Annotated in this window: 15 protein-coding genes and 2 riboswitches; of the genes, 7 read left to right on the top strand and 8 right to left on the bottom strand. The window is 41.0% G+C overall.

Going from position 1 to position 20929, the window contains the following annotated elements; all coding sequences use genetic code 11:
• Positions 1-294: 294 nt before the first annotated feature.
• On the top strand, positions 295-1335 hold the full coding sequence (locus MKX36_RS19055) for a LacI family DNA-binding transcriptional regulator (protein WP_025365660.1): 1041 nt from the start codon (positions 295-297) through the stop codon (positions 1333-1335).
• An 84-nt stretch (positions 1336-1419) separates the two neighbouring features.
• On the opposite strand, the gene glpK is transcribed toward MKX36_RS19055, so the two are convergent.
• Both glpK and MKX36_RS19065 read right to left on the bottom strand, forming a co-directional pair.
• Complete coding sequence (gene glpK, locus MKX36_RS19060) at positions 1420-2913, bottom strand: glycerol kinase GlpK (RefSeq protein ID WP_340865317.1); 1494 nt, start codon at positions 2911-2913, stop codon at positions 1420-1422.
• Between the two features lie 31 nt (positions 2914-2944).
• Positions 2945-3769 (bottom strand): MIP/aquaporin family protein, encoded by an 825-nt coding sequence (locus MKX36_RS19065; RefSeq protein ID WP_019688424.1) that lies wholly within the window; start codon positions 3767-3769, stop codon positions 2945-2947.
• A 318-nt stretch (positions 3770-4087) separates the two neighbouring features.
• Between MKX36_RS19065 and MKX36_RS19070 the strand changes: the two genes are divergently transcribed.
• From MKX36_RS19070 to MKX36_RS19085, 4 genes are all read left to right on the top strand, one after another.
• Positions 4088-5569 carry a PTS transporter subunit EIIC gene (locus MKX36_RS19070; RefSeq protein ID WP_340865318.1) on the top strand — a complete coding sequence of 494 codons (1482 nt, stop codon included), beginning with the start codon at positions 4088-4090 and terminating at the stop codon, positions 5567-5569.
• Between the two features lie 196 nt (positions 5570-5765).
• Positions 5766-7055, top strand: coding sequence for an ABC transporter substrate-binding protein (locus tag MKX36_RS19075; protein WP_340865319.1), 1290 nt, complete (start codon positions 5766-5768; stop codon positions 7053-7055).
• A gap of 31 nt (positions 7056-7086) precedes the next feature.
• A complete protein-coding gene (locus MKX36_RS19080; protein ID WP_340865320.1) occupies positions 7087-7962 on the top strand; it encodes a carbohydrate ABC transporter permease in 876 nt (291 codons plus the stop codon).
• Between the two features lie 21 nt (positions 7963-7983).
• Positions 7984-8811, top strand: a complete 828-nt coding sequence (locus tag MKX36_RS19085; protein WP_340865322.1) for a carbohydrate ABC transporter permease — start codon at positions 7984-7986, stop codon at positions 8809-8811.
• A gap of 546 nt (positions 8812-9357) precedes the next feature.
• On the opposite strand, the gene MKX36_RS19090 is transcribed toward MKX36_RS19085, so the two are convergent.
• From MKX36_RS19090 to MKX36_RS19105, 4 genes are all read right to left on the bottom strand, one after another.
• Positions 9358-10890: a radical SAM protein gene (locus tag MKX36_RS19090; RefSeq protein WP_340865323.1), complete on the bottom strand. Its 1533-nt coding sequence runs from the start codon at positions 10888-10890 to the stop codon at positions 9358-9360.
• Complete coding sequence (locus tag MKX36_RS19095; RefSeq protein WP_016818615.1) at positions 10856-12529, bottom strand: ATP-binding cassette domain-containing protein; 1674 nt, start codon at positions 12527-12529, stop codon at positions 10856-10858. Before MKX36_RS19095 ends, MKX36_RS19090 begins: the two co-directional genes overlap by 35 nt.
• Positions 12530-12775: 246 nt before the next feature.
• Positions 12776-13423, bottom strand: a complete 648-nt coding sequence (locus MKX36_RS19100; RefSeq protein ID WP_017427401.1) for a hypothetical protein — start codon at positions 13421-13423, stop codon at positions 12776-12778.
• Positions 13417-14745 carry a radical SAM/SPASM domain-containing protein gene (locus MKX36_RS19105; RefSeq protein ID WP_340865324.1) on the bottom strand — a complete coding sequence of 443 codons (1329 nt, stop codon included), beginning with the start codon at positions 14743-14745 and terminating at the stop codon, positions 13417-13419. The genes MKX36_RS19100 and MKX36_RS19105 overlap by 7 nt, the downstream gene beginning before the upstream one ends.
• Positions 14746-15520: 775 nt before the next feature.
• Between MKX36_RS19105 and MKX36_RS19110 the strand changes: the two genes are divergently transcribed.
• Together MKX36_RS19110 and MKX36_RS19115 are read left to right on the top strand one after the other, a co-directional pair.
• A complete protein-coding gene (locus tag MKX36_RS19110; RefSeq protein WP_430695095.1) occupies positions 15521-16267 on the top strand; it encodes a LytR/AlgR family response regulator transcription factor in 747 nt (248 codons plus the stop codon).
• Positions 16268-16665: 398 nt separating this feature from the next.
• Positions 16666-17286, top strand: a complete 621-nt coding sequence (locus tag MKX36_RS19115; RefSeq protein WP_225164800.1) for a sensor histidine kinase — start codon at positions 16666-16668, stop codon at positions 17284-17286.
• Between the two features lie 125 nt (positions 17287-17411).
• On the opposite strand, the gene MKX36_RS19120 is transcribed toward MKX36_RS19115, so the two are convergent.
• Together MKX36_RS19120 and MKX36_RS19125 are read right to left on the bottom strand one after the other, a co-directional pair.
• Entirely contained in the window at positions 17412-18830 is a 1419-nt protein-coding gene (locus MKX36_RS19120; protein WP_340865326.1) for an alanine/glycine:cation symporter family protein, read from the bottom strand.
• Between the two features lie 158 nt (positions 18831-18988).
• A riboswitch (glycine riboswitch) is annotated at positions 18989-19083 on the bottom strand.
• 11 nt (positions 19084-19094) lie between these two features.
• Positions 19095-19179, bottom strand: a riboswitch (glycine riboswitch).
• A 168-nt stretch (positions 19180-19347) separates the two neighbouring features.
• Positions 19348-20805 (bottom strand): glycoside hydrolase family 1 protein, encoded by a 1458-nt coding sequence (locus MKX36_RS19125; protein WP_340865327.1) that lies wholly within the window; start codon positions 20803-20805, stop codon positions 19348-19350.
• Positions 20806-20929: the final 124 nt, after the last annotated feature.

Below are 20929 nucleotides of genomic sequence, written 5' to 3' on the forward strand. Positions count from 1 at the left end.
TACAAAATTCCCCCTGTAATCTTAGAATAAATGCACTCACTCTTACGAAAGCGGTTTAGTTAATTACAGCTACTATTATGTATCGAATAGCCTGTATTTGTAAATAGCAATTTGTAAATTATCAAAAAATCATTAACTATCGTTAAATCGAACTTCATTATCCATAATATATTAGGATTTATCCTATAATAGCACGGTTGACTCTCTTCTATGAGGTAGCATAGAATACGAGTAATCATTAATTTTAGAATGCAAGGTCAAATGAACTAAATCAGTTTAGTTGCGGAGGATTCCATGAATATAAAAACAATAGCTAGCATGGCAGGCGTTTCAGTAGCAACGGTTTCGAAGATCATAAACAATTACACAGATATCAGTGAGGAAACCCGGCAGCGAGTACTCAAAATTATGGAGGAAACAGGCTATAGACCTTCCTCCTCGGCTAAAACGCTTGCTACCAAAAAATCTAATCTGGTAGGCGTTATATTCGCTGGCAAGCTGAATGTCGATTTTAGTCATCCTTTTTTTGTAGACATCATTAATGTTTTCAAAAAGCAGATTGGCTTGCTCGGTTACGACCTGCTGTTTTTTTCAAATGAGAAATTTCTGGATAATGGAGAGGACTATTTGGCTCGCTCAAAATATTTCTCAGTGGACGGGTGCATTATTATTGCCGGAGACGAAGTGGAGAAGAGTGTTTTTGATCTCGATGCCAGCCCTATCCCCTGCATCGGTGTTGATATCGAATTAACCGGAGCCAGTTCCTGCTACATCATGTCCGACAATCAGAAGATTTCAATGAAAGTTGTTGAGCACTTTTACATGAATGGATACCGCGAAATGGGTTTTATAGGCATAGAACGCCCCTCCTTGGTTATTAAAGAGAGAGAAGAAGCTTTTATCTCATCACTAAAGCGGTTTAGCCTTGATGTCAGACCGGAATGGATCGTGTATGGCAAGGACTATGCAGCAGAGGATGGATACCAGATCGCAAAGGCGTGGATAGAGCAAGAAAATTTACCAAGAGCTATTTTTGCGGCTACCGACCTGCTTGCCTTTGGTGCCATTCGTGCTTTCAAGGAGAGCGGCTTGAGGGTACCCGAGGATATTGCCGTAGTAGGATGTGATGATATTGAAGCCTGTCGTTATACCGATCCTCCACTGACGACTGTAAAACAAGACAAGCAAAAAATAGGTCGTCTGGCCGCTATGGTGCTGTTTGACCTGATGAATAAACAAATGGATACGAAATGTATTAAAGTGGAGCCCGAACTCGTCATTCGCACCTCCTGCGGAGCCCGGCAACATTGGAACCCTACAAGGGTTGAGGGATAGCACATACCTAAAAAAGGTGACTCCTGTCGAATACAGAAGTCACCTTTTTGCAGTTATATAACAAGAGCCCTTTCGTTTAAGCCATTATTTGTAGGCCATCGTCGCATTCACGGCCTTTTTCCAGCCTTCATACAGGCTGTCACGTGTTGCTTCATCCATCGTAGGGGTAAAAGAAGTTTCCACTCTCACTCGCTTACGAAGTTCATCTGTACTCTTCCAGTATCCTATCGCCAACCCTGCCAGACACGCGGCACCCAGCGCCGTTGTCTCATGGATAACTGGCCGTTCCACCGTCGCATCCAGAATATCGCTCTGGAATTGCATCAGGAAATTGTTCAACACGGCTCCTCCATCCACTCGCAACATCTTCACCGTAATTCCTGAATCAATCTCCATGGCTGTAAGCACATCCTTGGTCTGATAAGCGAGGGACTCCAAGGTGGCACGGATAAAATGCTCCTTCGTGGTCCCACGTGTCAGACCAAACATCGCTCCACGCACCTCGCTATCCCAGTAGGGGCTGCCCAGCCCGACAAAAGCGGGTACAAGATATACTCCTTCTGTGGAGGAAACACGGGCCGCATAAGGCTCACTGTCCTTTGCTTCACGGAACATGCGCAGCCCATCTCGCAGCCACTGGATCGCAGAGCCCGCAACAAACACACTCCCTTCAAGTGCGTATTGCACTTCGCCTTCCTCCAGCCCCCAAGCGATGGTCGTGATCAGACCGTGCTTGGATTCAACCGGCTGATCTCCCGTATTCATCAACATGAAGCAACCTGTACCGTAAGTGTTTTTGATCATTCCTTTTTCGTAACAAGCCTGACCGAACAAGGCTGCCTGCTGGTCACCCGCTGCACCGGCGATCGGTACATTCTGACCAAAAAAATGATAATCCACGGTGTGCGCATATACCTCGGAAGAAGGCCTTACCTCAGGCAACATGATTTTCGGAACTCCCAGAATATCCAGTAGCTCTTCATCCCACTTTAGCTCATAAATATTGTACATCAGCGTTCTGGCCGCATTGGAGTAGTCTGTTACATGGGCCTTTCCGCCGGATAGTTTCCAGATTAGCCACGAGTCAATCGTACCAAATAATAAGTCACCTCGTTCCGCTCTTTCCCGCGCTCCTTCTACATGGTCCAGTATCCACTTTACTTTAGTGCCTGAAAAATACGGATCGATTAATAGCCCTGTTTTGCTGTGAAACAACTCCTCATGCCCTTGCCGCTTCAGTTCTTCGCAAATATCCGAGGTTTGGCGTGATTGCCATACGAGTACGTTATACACGGGTAATCCGGTATTTTTGTCCCACACGGCCACCGATTCTCGCTGATTGGTAATGCCGATGGCAGCAATTTGTTTTGCTTTTACACCGGATTCGGAAAGACAGGAGGCAATAACGCCCAGAATAGAACTCCAGATTTCATTCGCATTCTGCTCTACCCAGCCGGGGTGAGGAAAATATTGCGGAAATTCCCGCTGGGCCGAGTACACCACATCTCCTTCGCTATTGAACAAAATCGCTCTTGAACTTGTCGTTCCCTGGTCTAGTGACAAAATATATTTTCCCATGTTCATCTCTCCCTGTGTAAATCCATCGTTTTTACGCTGTAAGCTTGTGATCCATTTTATGATTTTTATAAATACGACTAATACGGAAGGTAATCAAGAGTACAACCACGATAACCCCTAATAAAATCCAGAACGCCGGAGTCATACTCCCCTTAAAAACGGCCTGATAAAACGGCCCTGCGAAAGATCCCCCCAATAGCGGTCCTACAATGGGCACCCATGCATATTTCCAGTTGGATGCTCCCTTACCGGGTATCGGTAGTAAATAATGCATCAGACGCGGCCCAAAATCCCTCGCTGGATTGATGGCATAGCCCGTTGTGCCTCCAAGGGATAAACCGATACTGACAACCAAAAAACCAACAATTAGCGGTTTAAGGCCGTCTGTAAACGAATTGGCACCAAACGACAGTAAAGCAAGAACAAAGATAAAAGTACCTATCATTTCACTAAGCACGTTACCAAACGGATGATCAATAGCTGGTCCTGTCGCAAATACACTGAGTTTGGCTGCTGTGTCCTCCGTCTCTTTCCAGTGGGGCCAATAATGCAAAATGACGATCACTGCACCCGCCATGGCTCCAAGAACCTGAGCCACAATATAACCGGGAACATCCTGCCATGGAAAACTACCCTGAAATGCCAACGCGAGTGTAACTGCGGGATTCAAATGCGCTCCGCTGATTTGGCCCACCGCATACACCCCAATAGCTACCGCGAGCCCCCACCCCAATCCGACCACAATCCAGCCGGAAGCGTGGGCAAAAGACTTTTTCAGGGACACCCCTGCGCACACTCCGCCACCTAGGGCAATAAGAATCATTGTCCCTATGAATTCGGCTGCGTATGGCGACATACAACCAACCTCCTCAATAGATCATCCGATTTTGATCGTTTTCATCGCGCAAAAAAAAGAAAAGCCATCACAAACCAACCCTGTGCTGTAACATGGGATGTCTGCGTGGCTCTCTTGTCTCCGTCACGATTATTAACTTAAATTTGATATTATATAAGCATGTAAGCGATGTCAACTGCGGATTTACGTCTTCTGATATCCTAAAATAATCGTTGACCATGTTAGATTGCCCGATTTATGATGTAAAAAAATGGCTGAATGTAAGGATTTCAGGATGAATACGACACTCCCAAACTTGATGATGAAGGGAAGAATGTTATGCTGAAATTTCTGCAAAAAATCGGCAAGTCATTAATGCTTCCAGTAGCTACATTACCCGCCGCAGGGATTTTGCAAGGGCTGGCTCTCATTAATTATGAAACGGATATTCCGCTTGGCCCTGGAGTTGGTGGATTTCTGAATCATTATGTCACTCCTTTTCTGAATGAAGGGGCGAGTGCTATCTTTGGCAATCTGGCGCTCATTTTCTCCATCGGTGTTGCTATTGGTCTGGCAGGCGACGCGGTAGCCGCACTTTCGGCAGTCATTGCCTATTTGGTGCTGACCCGTATTTTGGCGGCCGTACCGGGTATATTTGCGTATATTCCAGACGACGTCAAGCTGGACATGGGCGTATTGGGCGGTATTTTTATCGGCGGATGGTCTGCTTATCTGTTCAAAAAATATCATAATATTCAACTTCCAGATTGGCTCGGCTTTTTTTCGGGCAAACGTTTTGTCCCCATGATTACAGCCTTCACGACCATGATTTTAGCCATTCTGCTCGGCATGATCTGGAGTCCGATACAAGATGGCATTGCAGCCTTCGGCAACTGGATTGTTGGCTTTGGTGGAATCGGGTCAATGGTGTTCATGATTGCCAATCGACTGCTGATCCCGCTCGGTCTGCATCATGTGCTGAACTCGATCGCATGGTTTCAAATTGGGGACTATACCAACGCTGCAGGTGAAGTTGTTCATGGTGACCTGACACGTTTTTTCGCAGGCGATACATCGGCGGGTATGTTCATGTCCGGCTTCTTCCCCATTATGATGTTCGCTCTGCCAGCGGCGGCTCTCGCATTCATCCATACGGCCAAGTCGGAAAAACGTAAAGCTGTCGCTTCCATCTTTATCGGCTCTGCACTAGCGTCGTTCCTCACCGGAATTACTGAGCCCCTCGAATTTTCTTTTATGTTCATTGCACCTCTGCTTTACGGCATTCATGCTCTGCTAACAGGTCTGAGTGGCCTAGTCGTATACCTACTGGATGTCAAACTCGGCTTTTCCTTTTCGGCAGGACTCATTGACTATCTGGTCAATATGAAGCTCTCCACTCATCCATTGCGAATGATCCCGATCGGGTTTGTCTTCGCCTTCATTTATTATTTTCTGTTCCGCTTCATCATCCTCAAATTCAACCTAAAGACTCCCGGGCGCGAAGACGATGTAGATGACACCCTTCTATTTGAGGCTAACAAATCCATACCCGTTGGAAAAACAAGCGCCTCATCCGGCACCCAGTCCAGTCAGGCAGGCCAGGTCCTAACCTATCTCGGCGGTTCAGACAATATCCAAAGCATTGATGCCTGCATCACGCGGTTGCGTCTTGTCGTCAAGGACGACAAAGCGGTTAACGATCAAGCTCTTAAGCAGCTCGGAGCGTCAGGAATTATCAGGCTTGGGAACGGTACCCTACAGGTTATTTTCGGTACTCGATCTGAAGCTCTGAAAGATGAGATACAACGATTGATGTCATGAAGCTAATCCCCTGCCTTAAGCACGTGCGATCTTCCTATAACAGACGCACGTGCTTTTTTTATGGATAAACGTTTCAAATTTTTTGTTTTTGGTTAAGGCAATGCACATAAATGGGTAACAGCTTCATATGATGGAGCTAAACCATTTACAACTTGTTCAGCAGGCAGATTATTCAGACAGCAAGGAGGGAAATGATGTGAAGACAGTACAATGGCAATGGCTGGTATTATGTCTTGCTTTTCTCACTATGATTAGTGGTTGTAGTGGGTCCCTATCCTCTAAAGGTCAATCATCTGAAGCTAATTTGTCAAACAGCAAAAAGATAACGCTTACATTGTGGTACTGGAACCGTTCTATTGACGATGAATTGCTCGTCCAAGCCGAAAAACAGTTTCCCAACATTGAATTAAAAACTCAAAAAATAGGCGGTGACTTTAAAGCCAAGCTGAAGACAACGCTCGCAGCTCGTTCCGGTGAACCGGACATCGTAGCTCTGAACGACTGGATGGTGGAGCTATTCCCGAGTGCGGATCGTTTTTATGATCTAAAGGAACTCGGAGCAGACCGACTGAAGGATCAATATTTGGAATGGAAATGGAATCAGGGCATCACTCCTGATGGTAAAATGATTGCATTTCCCATGGATACTGGGCCTACCGCCCTCTTCTATCGAAGCGACCTGTTTGAACAGGCAGGCTTGCCTAGTGATCCTGAGCAGGTCAGTGCCTCGATCCGCACATGGGATGATTATATGGCAGCCGGAGAACAACTTCGGCAGAAATTCGGAAGCCATTCATTTTTGGCCGATAATATTGTAAACGTTTACAATCAGGTGCTCGCTCAACATACGAACCTGTACTTCAAGCCGGACGGAAGTTATATCGGCAATCAATCTCCTGACATCCGCCTGGGCTGGAAAACCGCTGTGGATTTCCACAGGAAGCATCTACTCGCCAATGCAGATGGCTGGACTCCTGAATGGAATGCTTCGGTCAATAACGGCAAAATCGCCTCGTTCGTAGGGGCAATCTGGATGAAGCAAGTTCTCACAGAAGCCGCACCGGATACAGCGGGCAAATGGAGAGTCGCCCGGGCTCCTGGAGGAGACGGCAATCTGGGAGGGTCTTTCATCTCTATCCTCAAATCCAGCCAACACCCCAAAGAAGCCTTTGAAGTTCTGACCTGGCTGCAAAACCCGGAACACCAACTGGAAGCCTACCATAAAATCGGCCTGTTCCCATCCACTCCCGGCGTCTATGACGATCCAGTCATGGAGACACCCGAGCCTTTCTTTGGTGGTCAGGCCACTGGCCTCATTTTTGCTGCCTCCGCACGTCATGTGAAAAATAGCTATTTCGGCGAGCGCTATCCTGTCATCCACGGCATTGTGACCCGTCGTCTTGCCAATGTGGCCAAACAAAATGCCGATCCCGACTCATTATGGACGGAAACAATGCAACGAATTGAACGGGAATTACAGCGGTAAAAATACAATTCAAAAAAGGCGTGTGGACAATATGCTGAGAGAAATCTGGAAGCACCGGGCCGTTTATGCTGCGATCTCGCCATTTTATTTGCTGTTTGGCATCTTTGGCTTGTTTCCGATTGGCTTTTCATTGTACCTGGCGTTTCACAAATGGGACGGGATCGGAGACATGAACTACAACGGCTGGGGCAACTTTCGTTACCTTGTGACAGACAACGAATTTTGGCAGGCTGTAGGTAATACGTTTGTGATCTGGGTGTACGCCACGATTCCAATGCTATTTCTAGCACTCATTGTTGCCTTTCTGCTTTATGCCCCTTTCGTGAAAATGCGCACCTTATGGCGAGTTGGATTCTTCCTGCCCAATGTGACATCTATTGTTGCTGTTGCCATCATCTTTGGCGCCTTATTTGCCAACAATTTTGGATTTCTCAACTACCTTTTGCAGCTCTTGGGGCTACCTATGATCCAATGGCTGAATGTGCCATGGGGTATCCAAATCGCCATTTCTTCCATGGTCGTCTGGAGATGGATGGGTTACAACGCCATTATCTATCTGGCTGGGCTCCAGAGTATCCCACATGTGCTGTATGAGGCCGCCAAAATAGACGGGGCAACCGGAGCGCAAGCTTTTTTCCGCATCACCATTCCGATGCTGCGCCCAGTCATTCTGTTTACAGTCATTACGTCCACCATCGGTGGCATGCAGCTGTTCACCGAGCCACAGGTCCTGGTCGGTAATGACGGCGGTGCCGGGGCAAGTGGCATGACCATCGTTTTATACCTGTACCGCGAGTCGTTCATTAACAACTATTTTGGATATGGCGCTGCTGTCGGATGGGGCATGTTTCTCATCATTGCTCTATTCTCCATCATCAATTGGAAACTCGTTCAAGGTAAAAAATAACGATGGAAGGAGCTTTACCACATGATACAGACACGTGCAAAATCCATTGTTTTATATGCCGGGCTGTTGGTAGGTATCATCCTGTCGATGTTTCCATTTTACTGGCTAATCGTCATGGCAACCCGTACAACCTCAGACATCTATCGTTTTCCGCCACAATTGTGGTTCGGCAGCCACTTCCTGGATAACATCATGAGAGTATTGCAGCAGATTGATTTTGCCGGCGCCTTTTTGAATACCCTTTTTGTAGCCAGTTCTGTTACCCTATTGGTGCTGTTTTTTGATTCACTGGCCGGTTTTGCATTCGCAAAGTTTGATTTTCCGGGCAAAAAGGTGCTATTCGTCATTCTGCTAGCTACAATGATGGTCCCTTCACAACTTTCGCTCGTCCCCTCCTTTGTCATGATGGCTTCCTTTGGATGGGTAGGTACGTTCAAAGCGCTCATCATCCCGGGCATGGTAAATGCCTTCGGGATTTTCTGGATTCGTCAGTATGCAGAAGAGTCTATTCCCAAGGAGCTCCTGGATGCGGGGCGTATGGACGGGTGCAGCTTTTTTCGACTGTACTGGAATGTAGCACTGCCGATTTTACGCCCTGCGTTCGCTTTTCTCGGCGCATTTACCTTTATAGGAGCTTGGAATGATTACTTATGGCCATTAATCGTTTTAACGGATGAGCGCAAATTCACCCTCCAGATTGCATTGTCGCAGTTGAACGGGATTTACAATACGGATTATGCGATGGTCATTGCTGGCACCCTGCTGGCTGTACTTCCTCTTATTATTTTGTTTCTTTTCATCAGCCGCCAATTTATTTCCGATCTTGCCGCTGGAGCGATCAAAGATTAGCCTTCACTTGATTCCCCTTTTACTTGCTCTAAAGCGTCATCGAAACTGGACTTAAGCTCTGGAGAGGAATTGCACAACTATGAGCTCCGTGCGATTTTATTAATTGGAACGATTGCTCTAAACGGAACACAAAATAGGCTACTTCCGAGGCTGAGTTTACACACGATTGAACATGTACTGTCTACCTGTTATCCATATTTCCTTGTAAATTAGCCTCCATAGTTATCTAACGATTAATAAAAATCGCTTTCACTCATTTAACAGAGTAGAAGCGATTTTTCAAAAATTATATAAGCGTTTCTCTAATAGGTCAACTTAAAGCCATATCATAGTTTGCACTACTATTCATTTGCCTATCAGAGCGACATTTACATGCGCAATTCGAGCCATGTCCGAAGTCATGAAGTATATTATTAGCACCGGAAGAACAAATACAAGATAAAGGAACAATTCCAAGGGTATTTGCCATTAAAGGCTTCCTTCCAAATGGATTTACAATTCTCAATTTATAATCCTCCTTCGACTCGTTTTGATTATAGATTGGAATTACACCAATGTAATATGGTTTAATTCCTCTAATAAATGTGGTTTGTGTTCCAAGATAGTATGATAGCTTATCAATGCATGTTCCAGCATATCTAAAGAACGCCTACAAGCTATTCTCTTTTTTTCGATATTAAACTTATCACTATCGTAACATTCGACGTAACAAACCGAACAAAGGCGTATAGCCCAACATTTGGAACACTGGGACAAACTCTCCTTACCATAGTCGTCTATATAACGATCGATTAATACAGATTCGTCTATACCACTATAAACGTTTCCAACTGAAGGGGATTTTCCAATGCGCTCGCATAAATGAAAGTCTCCATTTACCGTTACATAAATTCTTCTTGAGGCAGGTGAACAGCAGCCGTTTAAGCAATAGTCCGGGTAAGGAGTTTCAGTTAAAATCCTATCATGTATTATTGAGAATTGTTTGTGTAAAAAATCGATTGTAAAGGGAGTATTTTTTGATATAGAAGTATTATTTAACATTAGATCAATTGTCCAGTTCCCTACAGGGTTATCATAACAATGCATAGAGCTTTTTTCAGTAATCGTTTTTTCTATGTCAGACGAGTGTCTCACATAAGAAATATTTTTAGTAATATCCTTAGGTACCCACGAAAGAGAATTGAAGAAATTTTGAATTTTTTTCATAACTACATCATTAGCTGGTCTAGGTGTTACCATGCTTAGCGATATAAGAGAATTACTCTTTTCTCCATAAGCATTAATTAGATGTTTAAGACCATTAATTGCCTTGTCATACGTGCCCCCACCATTTTTAAATACCCTCCTACAATCATGTATTTCCTTTGGACCGTCAATACTACAAACTACTCCAAAGTTAGGAACTGTAGATAGATATTCTGCGATTTCAGCAGTCATTAAGGTTAAGTTTGTTGTCATTGAAAATGTTAAATCTTTATCAGCACCATTTTTTAAAGTATAGTCTACACAATGCTTTAATAATTTAAATTCTATTAATGGCTCCCCGCCATAAAAAGTTACCGCCACTTTTTTACCTGAGTTTTTCAGAGTATAATCGATTGCTAACTCTGCTACTTGCCAGGACATGTGCCTGCGTCCAAATTCCCTGAAGTCTATGTTCCCTGAATGATATATACAATAGTGGCATGCCATATTACATTGTTCGGTCAACTCCAGAGTAACCTGTTCTAGATGACTTCTTGCATTTTCTAAAACCTCATCTTTTGATAGTGCAAAGGATAAAAGAGGAGGTGCTTGGAATAAATGCTGTTCCTGCGCAACATGTATTAAGTCAATTAGAATAGTCAATGTATCATCATTAACTTTGGTAGGTTTTATTACCTCTTCGATATCTCCGTACACTTGTAAGTTATTTAGAAATACATACTCTATTTCAGTGCATTCCATAACTTTGCCTGTGCCCACATCATACAAATAGGATTTATTCTTTGTCTGAAACAACTTAAACAATCGTGAGTAATTCCCATACTGTTTTTTGATGTTTCTAAAGAACTCCATAACTGTGGAATCCAATATCATCACGTTCCTCTTGGGTTTCAATATTCAAAATATGGTCACATGCTGCTAATAGTCTCTGGTCATGTGATACTACAATTGTTATCCTTCTTGACTTTTGCTTGGTCAATATTTCTATAAGTCCACTTACACTCTTTGAATCTAAGGCTGATGTGGGCTCATCAAGAATCGTTAAGAAAGAATCTTTACTTAATGCACGAATCAAAGCTAATTTTTGCTTTTCACCACCAGAAAAGTTGCTTCCATTTTCGTTTATTAGTATATTTTCAAGGTTAGCTTTTGTTATTATCTCTTCAAGCCCAAAAGCTGTTATAAGCTCATCTTGATTACTGGCAATCTCTTTTGAAAAAGTAATTCCAAATTTCAAATATTCCTTTATTGGTAGATTTAAAAACTCCGGATTCTGTTCTACATAAGAAATTCTATAACGTCTCATATCAAGCATATCTATATCTTTGATGGAGCAATTATTAAAAGCTATTTCTCCTGTGTAAAGATCACTATAAAGACCTATCAGAGTATTAAGTAATGTTGTTTTGCCTGAACCATTGTGACCACAAATCCCGTAAATTCCCCCCTTAAAAAAATCATAAGAAAAGTCTCTAAATACGCTTTCCTCGGAATATTTAACACCTAATTGTTTAATACTTATTTTCTCTAAATCTTCAAGTGTTGTACTACCATAAATATCATTTTCAGAGTTCATAACGTCATTTAACCGTTCTATCGATACTTTCGTCTCTTGGTATGAACTTGCTAAGCTTAATAAATATGAAGTTGACGAGATGATCATTGAAAGGTACGTGTTAATTATGGTGAACTGCCCTATACTCATTTGGCCAATTACAACTTTATGACCTCCAATTCCGATTACAAATATATAGCAGATGATCAATATAAATTGATTTAGATTGGAGAAAATATAATTAGTTTTTACTTGTGAAGTCGCAACTCTAAATAATGAATTAAATGCTTTATTTAGCCGCTCATTCATTTCATTAAAGAGTACATTCTTCTTTATAAAAACCAATTTGTTAATTTGTTCGACTTTTTTAGAGTAGTATTCATTTGCTTCTTTTTTGTATTTCAGATTTGCTTTATACAATTTTTTTCTAAAAACCACATATGTAAATATATAAAAAGGAATAAGCGAGAAAATTATAACGCATAGTAGTACATCAGCTTTTAAAACAATAATACCACTGATAATTATTGTGATTACTTGCAATACTAAGTTGGAAATATTATTTGAAAAAAAGTCAACTACTGTGGATGAATCATTATTAATTTGGTCAACTAAGTATGCATTATCCTTATCTTTGAAGACCGACAGTTTAGTTTTGAATATCTTTTGATAGATATCATTGCAGATTTCGTATAATAATAAATTATTCAATTTCGTAGAGAAAAGGGCAGTTAAATATTGTATGAGAATGTTTACTATATTTATAATCCCCAGTAACAGTACAAAATATAAAATGATACTTATATTACTTTTTGATACTAAATAATCAATATATATGCCTGTGATGTAAGGAACAATAATTCCTATAATCCACAATACTGAAGTAACAACAATGTAAAAAAATACATACTTGCGCGTTTTTGAAAGGTATTTTTTCAAGTATTCTAGGACTATCATATTCATCACCTATGTTTCATATTAGGTAAATCTTAGCGAGATGCTAAAAACAGCATCTCGCTAAGTAATGTTACTTCTCTTAAGCTACATCTTGTAGGAACAAGAAAGAGTGCAGCCACTTGAACCGTGGAAAGGACAATGTGCACTTACTTGTACAGCACTTTTTACCAATACGTCCATAGTTTTTCCCTCCTTAAAATTTAATTTATATAAATAACATACAGTTTAAAAACTATATGCTACTTATCACTTTTGAGCTGCAATAGAAAATGCACTGTTTTCAAGCGTGATATTTATCTTTGCTTTACCTGCACCATTTATATAGTTATATGTTAAGTTTGGTCTAAACAATGGCCATCCCGCAGGAACACTTAATGCACTTGCAGTCGTCTTAACTGTAACTGTGTAATCCGAAGCTCCTTTACTAAAAGTTAAGGAACCTGAACCTTTTGTATTGTCATAACTAATGGCTTTTGAGTATCCTACAGGCACCCGAACTGACATTGAGGAACCATCTACACCTGTGATATCAAGATTAGTATTTAGCTCTGGAAGTGAAACTCCAGACTTTGTACTTTCTACCGTTATTTTTTCATAACTTTTATCAGGAATTAAAATATTAACTCTGTCGGAAATGCCGTTAGCTGAGCCTTTCCCCTTTACTGTGATGTAAATTGTAGATCCACTTAATGTAGAAGTGACAGTATACAAGGATTTGTTATACTCATAACTAAAATCACTTGCTGAAGTTTTTGTAACGGTGACATTACAATTTATAGCCGTTAGATTGATATTCTTAACATCATTTGAAGCTGCATTACTTGAAGCACCTAATGGCATCCCCATAAGTAAGAAACCACATAAAACAATACACATTTTTTTTAGCATTAACATGATTCAGAAACCTCCTTCTTATTTCCCGTTAATTGTCCAGCCAGTAATACTTTCGTGCACTCGGTAATATACTCCTGCAAATTATAACGATATTGCTCACATATGTTAAAGTCTGCCATTCTATTATGAGGACATCCTCCTAAACACACAGGTAAGTACTTACAGTCTGAACATTTTTCATCTTCAGTAGGATCATATAATAAATAACAACCAAGAAGCTCAGTATTCCATTTCACTGATGTATCTTCATTTATATTTCCAACACACTGCTCAATAATTCCAATATCGCTCCAACATTTATATAAATGACCAAGAGGATCAATAACGAAACTATTATATTTGTCCGCAGAACAATAATTACCTTTAGGTGCAGGATAAATATAACTAATTGGGATATCATTTTCCGACATAAATTTTAAATTAAATTTTGAATACATCTCGTCTGTCAAGCACTTAGTTCCCTCATACTTTCCATTCGTCGGCGTAACTAATCCTAGATAAGGTATTACATTTTCCAATAAAGAATTTTCCTTTAAGAATCCTACGATTTCATGTAAATTCAACCAGTTGTCTTGGTCAGTATTTATTCTCATAAATATCTTAATCATCCCTTTAATTTGCTTGAGGTTATTCATTATGACATCAAATGTCCCTCTTCCACTTACTAAAGGGCGTCTAAGATCATGTACTTCTTTAGGACCGTCAACAGTGACTTGAATATCATTTACTCCACATGATATTAACGTTTGAACTTTTTCTTTATTTAAAAGATAGCCGTTTGTAATGACACTGGCCGTATATTGTATATTGTTTTCTTTACATATTTCCAAAAAATCTTCCGATATCCTAACTATCTGCTTCATTGCAATCAAGGGTTCACCGCCATACCATGTAACATTAAGAGTGTCAAGTTTACTAGCATTTGTTTTAACAAAATTGACTATACTTTGAGCTGTTTCTTGACTCATAGTTTTGTTATGATATTGGTCTTTCTCAAAACAGTATACACATCTAAAATTGCAGGCCATTGTAGGGGCAATTGTTAGCATTAAATTAGAAGATTCAAACCGATTTTTTAAGAGGTTTACCTTTACATATGCTTTTTCATTCATATTATCTTCTACGATATAGCCACATTCGATAAGATTTTTAAGATAAGTATCATTATTTATTGCCAATCCATTGTTTGTAAGTTCACAAAACTGTTTATAGTACTCCGGTTCAAGAACTGCCAATGCACCTGTTCGAGAATTATAAAGTACCGTTTTATCGGTATTTTCAATAATGTCATTAAAAATAAAGTTATATTGCGAAGCTTTCATTTTAGCCCTCCTTAGAATGGATGCGGTCCCTATGTAATTATGAATCGATTAACTAGTGACAAAATTCACATAAGTTTTAAAAATAAAATGTACGCTCATTCTGAGTTGTAATTGCATTCTCGCAGTGCACACTAGCCACCAAGAATAGATGTCCATCATCCGAAACCGGACTGAATTTAAAAGCCATCCTACACCTTCATAGTTTATTCATATACTTTATTCTCTCTGGACAATATCTATACTAGATAGCTTTTTCTTCTCGGCTTTTAATGTAGCATAAGGCAAAAAGAAAAAATAAGCTTGTATCCTGAAATGCAAAAAAGTCCATCTCAACAACCAAATATGTCAGCTTCATGTGAGATTAATATTTTTGTTACCTATATTTCTTTAATGGCAAAGTACGTTACTTGTTAATTCTTTGTTTATATGTCCAAAGAAAGTAAAGGATTAGACTGCTTGAGACAGCAACAAAGATTAAAAGTACTAGGAGCGTGCAACTGCTTGTTCCTGCCGTTATCGTGACGCGAACTGAACCAGTAGAGCCTTAACTGAATACTTTTATAAAGGCTGAAAATAAGGTTTCTAAGCAATAAAGAAGAACGTATCCATTCCCTCGCCTGGGCTACGTCCTCTCCACAGTATAAGTATGCATTTGAACTTTTACTAACAAAAATTCCATAACCTGATGGTAATTTTTTTCATATGTAAAACATCACTTCGAATAGACTTTTTTTACAATATACTGGATTTATATAACATATTTGAGGTGGTCTATTTGTTTCAAGTTGCTGTTTGTGACGATGATCCCGCAATGCATAAAATTTTACAACACTTTTTCATGTGTATGTCAGTAAGTGAATCCTTAGATTTTAATCTACAATTCTTTTTATCTGGGGAAGATCTAATCAAATCTTACAGTTCACAAGAGCGATACCCCTTTCATATTATCTTGTTAGATATTGAAATGAGGGAATTATCGGGAATTGAAACTGCAAAACTTATTCGCCTTTTTCCTGACCGAGAAGTTCAAATCATATTTCTAACTAACTATCCAGAATACATGCTAGAAAGTTTTGAAGTACAAGCATTTCAATATTTACTTAAACCCCTTACTTATAAACTCTTTGTAGAAAAAATAAATAAACTATGTCATTATATGCGTTCTTCAGTATCCCACTTTCTGTCTGTGAAAAATAAAACTGAGCATCTTGTATTGAGACACTCTGAGATCATAGTCATCTCAAAAGGTGAAAACAATTACATCCATAATGAACTTTGTATTGCAACGGATTCACACAACTATTTTATTTCCGGAACGTTGAAAGCGGTTTATGAACAATTAAAATATCCGTTTGTGTTTATACATAGGTCAATAATTGTGAATTTAGTTCATATACGTAAGTTTTCAGCTACTTCTGTTATTATGTCAAACGAACAAGAATTCCCTGTAGGTCGTTCTCACGCTAAATCACTTCGTGAGGCGTATGCTCGTTTTATAATTTCTCGTTTTCAGGAAGGGTGAGTTTTTTGAATCATTGCGTTTACATTAATGTCACCTCGTTTTCTAATTACTCTTTATTTTTATTTAGCACAACAAAGCAAAGTCATTTTTCCAATCCAATAGTTAACCTTTTTTTACTTTTCGCCTCTTTACACTTCATACTTATTACAGTACTAGTAGTTCATTATTTTAAAAAAGGAAGGAAATACAAGATAGGGATTGTGTATTATTTTGTAATATTAATAGGAACATCGTTTAACTTGCTCATACATTACGGTTTATTTTCTTTTATGAAACATAATTTATTCTTTATAATGTCAATCATCAGTATTCTTGGAATGAACGTGATTATTGTCTTTCTAACGGACAAGTTGATAGAAAAGTCAAACCTCTCATGCTTTTTTCAAAAGCAAATGCTGATGCAAGAAAAACGTTATAAAGAAACAACTCGATCTCTTAGTGATATCAAACGAAGTATTCATGATTTCAAAAAACAGTTAATTTTTGTCCGTGCTTGTTTACAAGAACAGAGGACGGAAGAGGGTGTTAATCACATCAACCAAACTCTAAAAAATATAGACTCACCAAAACTTCATATAACAACAGGACATCTCGTTATTGATGCTTTAGTAAATCATACTTTCAGCATCGCTAATAAAAGTGGGATAGCTTTCTTCCATCAAATCCATATTAACCCGGCAAATATTAGTATTGGAAGTCATGATCTATGTATTGTCTTAGGTAATGTTTTCGATAATGCTATTGAAGCTGTAATGCAGCTTCCTAGAAAGAAAGAGCATTCAATTCATTTGGAAATTTTCACCGATAATATTGCCCTATGGATTTATGTTCGCAATTCAAAAAGTAATTATCTCAATACAGCATTCTCAACCAAAACATACAATCCCCCTTTAAAAAAACATGGGTATGGATTACTTAACATCCAGCAAGTGATAAAGAAATATGGTGGTTATTTAAATACAACTATTACGGATTCGCATTTTCAAATTACGATTATGCTCCCATGTAATAACTCTTAGGTTTGTAAACGTTATGGATTAAGAGATATTCAGAATAAATAAAATGTCGGTAATCACCAGTCTTATAACCTAAAAAAAGGAGTACCCTCAAGCCTGTGATGGCTGAGGATACTCCCTTTTAGTATTTATGAATTTACCGTTTGTCCCTTTTCTTCTACTTGGATAGCCGCCCCTACATTGGCACCAGCAAGAATACCCTTGTTCTTATTAGGATACAAAGAATTCATATAAGTCCGGGTTTCTGCAACAACAATTCCCGACAAGCCGAGCAGTGCAATCAGGTTCGGAAAAGCCATCATGGCGTTAAAAATATCTGCCAGCAGCCAAATCGCATCCAGTTTAATGAACGCGCCCCCGCCAACCAGTACAATGAACAAATAACGATAAGGCTTGATCCACTTAACCCCAAGCAAGTATTCAACACAGCGTTCCCCGTAATAGTTCCAGCCGAGCATGGTGGTGAATGCGAACATAATCAGAATGATGGTGAGCAGCTCTGCTCCCAGCGGAAATGCACTGGAAAATGCTTGCTGAGTCATCAAGCCTGCATCGGTAGGCCCGCTCCACACCCCGCTAACCAGTAACGTCAACCCGGTCATCACACAAATAACCATCGTATCAATAAACACACCCGTCATGGAAATCAGCCCTTGTTCCGCAGGCCATTTGGTTTTGGCAGCTGCGGCTGCAATCGGTGCGCTCCCCAATCCAGCTTCGTTGGCAAAAATACCTCTGGCTACCCCACTGCGCATGGCCAGCATAATCGTAGCTCCTGCAAATCCGCCGGTTGCCGATGTAGTTGAAAATGCCGAATGAAGCACAAGCGCAATTGCGGCAGGAAGTTGGTCAGCAAATCGAATCAGTACAATGATACAAATTAATACATACAGGCCTGTTTTAAAAGGAACGACCTTCGTCGATACCTTGGCAATGCTTTTGAGTCCACCAATGGTCACAAGACCTGTAAGGACAGCAATTGTCAGCGCCGTTACAATCTGCGGAACGCCAAAGCTGTTTTCAGTCGAAGATACAATCGCCTTGACCTGAGGGAATGTTCCAATTCCGAACAACGCTACCAGCATCCCTGAAAAAGCAAACAGCATCGCCAACGGTTTAAAACGGCGTCCCAGGCCTTTTTCAATATAATACATCGGGCCGCCGGAAAATTGTCCATTCCGATCCTTCACCCGGTATTTTACCGCAAGTACACCTTCCGCATATTTCGTCGCCATCCCAAAGAAGGCTGCAACGACCATCCAGAACAAGGCACCCGGCCCGCCCAGCTTAATGGCTGTCGCTACACCGACAATACTTCCTGTACCGACGGTAGCCGCCAATGCCGTACTCAAAGCCGCAAAACTACTTACATCCCCGCTACCTTCATTCGGGGCCTTACCGATGAGCTTGATCGCCAGGGGCAGGCGGAATACCTGCAACATTTTTAGACGTATGGTCAGCCATAACCCCGTTCCCATAACAAGGATGATGAGAGGCGCCCCCCATATCCAACTGCTAATCGTTTCTAACACATGTACCAAATTCATTTCAACCCGCTCCTCCAGCATAGTAGAAAACAAAAAAGAGTCAAATCTGTTGATTCGACTCCTGGAGAGGTTAAAGGCACGAAAAAATACAACCATCTTGTGCAGGATTTCATCTCTAAAAGCTTATAAAAAGCCTAGGGCTATCCCTGTCACAGGTTATTCGCGTCTCTGTCCTTTTGCCTGAGAGTTTAAGCAGATGTGATCTGCGGTGCACCTTCGGCGCCCAATTAAGGGTCTCTCCAGAGTTCTGTCCGTTTACGGTCCCTGCTCGTTGCTGTAAATCAGCCTAAGCACCTGAGAGTTTTGCCCCTTCGGTTGGAACTTTCATTCCATCTCCCGCAAACATCAACCAGACATATGAAATTTTTATTCATTATACAGAAAAATTTCAGCTTATTACAAGTGAAAAATTTGTGAAGCCCTCTGAAAGAATCAATAGAGTGTCTATACAAAAAGCGGGTACAGCAGATTGCATCCTGAGGATTTTCTCTGCTGTACCCGCCAAAACGATATGGAATTATAATTCTTCACCGTTGGTTGCTATCACATTTTTATACCAGTTAAATGAGTCCTTTTTGGAGCGTTGAAGCGTTCCGTTACCGTCATCATCCAGATCAACGTAAATAAATCCGTAGCGCTTGGACATTTCGGACGTAGACATGCTCACAAGGTCGATAGGTCCCCAGCTGGTGTAACCAATCAGATCAACACCGTCAGCAATCGCTTCCTTCATTTGGGCAATATGCTGACGCAAGTAATCAATGCGATACGTGTCATGCACAGAGCCGTCTTCTTCTACCTTATCATACGCACCCAGGCCATTTTCCACGATGAACAGTGGCTTTTGATAGCGATCATAAAACGTATTCAGTGTAACACGCAGGCCGATCGGATCGATCTGCCATCCCCAGTCGGAAGACTGCAGATACGGATTTTTCACACCGCCTATCAGGTTCCCTGCTGCCTTTTCGCCTTCTGGCCCTACCGATACGGTCAAGGTCATATAGTAACTAAATGAGATAAAATCGACCGTGTTATTTTTCAAAATTTCGGCATCGCCGGATTCTGTCTGGATCACAATATTATTTTCTTCAAAATAGCGGTTCATATAGTTGGGATATTCCCCACGAGCATGCACATCCGTAAAGAACAGGTTCATTTGATTTTCATGCTGTGCTTTCAGAATATCTTCTGGGTTACACGTATGTGGGTAGCTTTCAATGCGGGCCAGCATACAGCCGATCTGAGCGCCCGGAATGATCTCATGTCCCCGTTTGGTCGCCAATGCACTTGCTACAAATTGATGGTGCAATGCTTGATATATCGCTTGTTGCTTGTTTTCTACACGGTCAATAACCACACCGCCGCCTGTAAACGGGCTCATAGTCATGACATTAATTTCGTTAAAGGTCAGCCAGTATTTTACTTTATCCTTATAGCGTGTAAATACCGTTTCGGCATATTTTACGTAATGATCCACGACTTCGCGTCCCAACCAGCCATTATATTTCTGTGTCAAACCTAGCGGTGTTTCATAATGCGACAATGTTACCAAAGGCTCAATACCATACTTGCGCAGCTCATCGAATACATTGTCGTAGAATTGCAATCCTGCTTCATTCGGCTCGGCATCATATCCATTCGGGAAAATCCGCGACCAGTGGATGGACATCCGGAATACTTTAAAGCCCATTTCTGCAAACAAGGCAATATCTTCTTTGTAGTGGTGGTAAAAGTCCACACCTTCACGCTTTGGAAAACGGGCGTTTACCTTCCCTGCCAAGATGTCCTCCAGTCGTTCGGACGAAATTTCTATAGCATGATCGTTCTTACGTTCTGATTTAGGTACATAGGCTATCATGTCTGCGCTGGATAGACCTTTTCCATCTACGTCAAAAGCACCTTCCAATTGGTTGGCTGCAGTTGCCCCGCCCCAGAGGAAGTTTTTCGGGAATCCTTTTAGCGTCTTCGTCATGGTATGAAAACCTCTTTCCTTAATTTAATGTTTTCACTTTAGTCAGTAACCCGTCAGGTGCTGCAATGCGAATCCATAACTAACGGTAACCGTTCTCCTTTGAAATGCATCGACAGATGCTTTA

Origin of the sequence: Paenibacillus sp. FSL W8-0439 (assembly GCF_038008995.1) — a bacterium.
GTDB classification, from domain to species: domain Bacteria; phylum Bacillota; class Bacilli; order Paenibacillales; family Paenibacillaceae; genus Paenibacillus; species Paenibacillus polymyxa.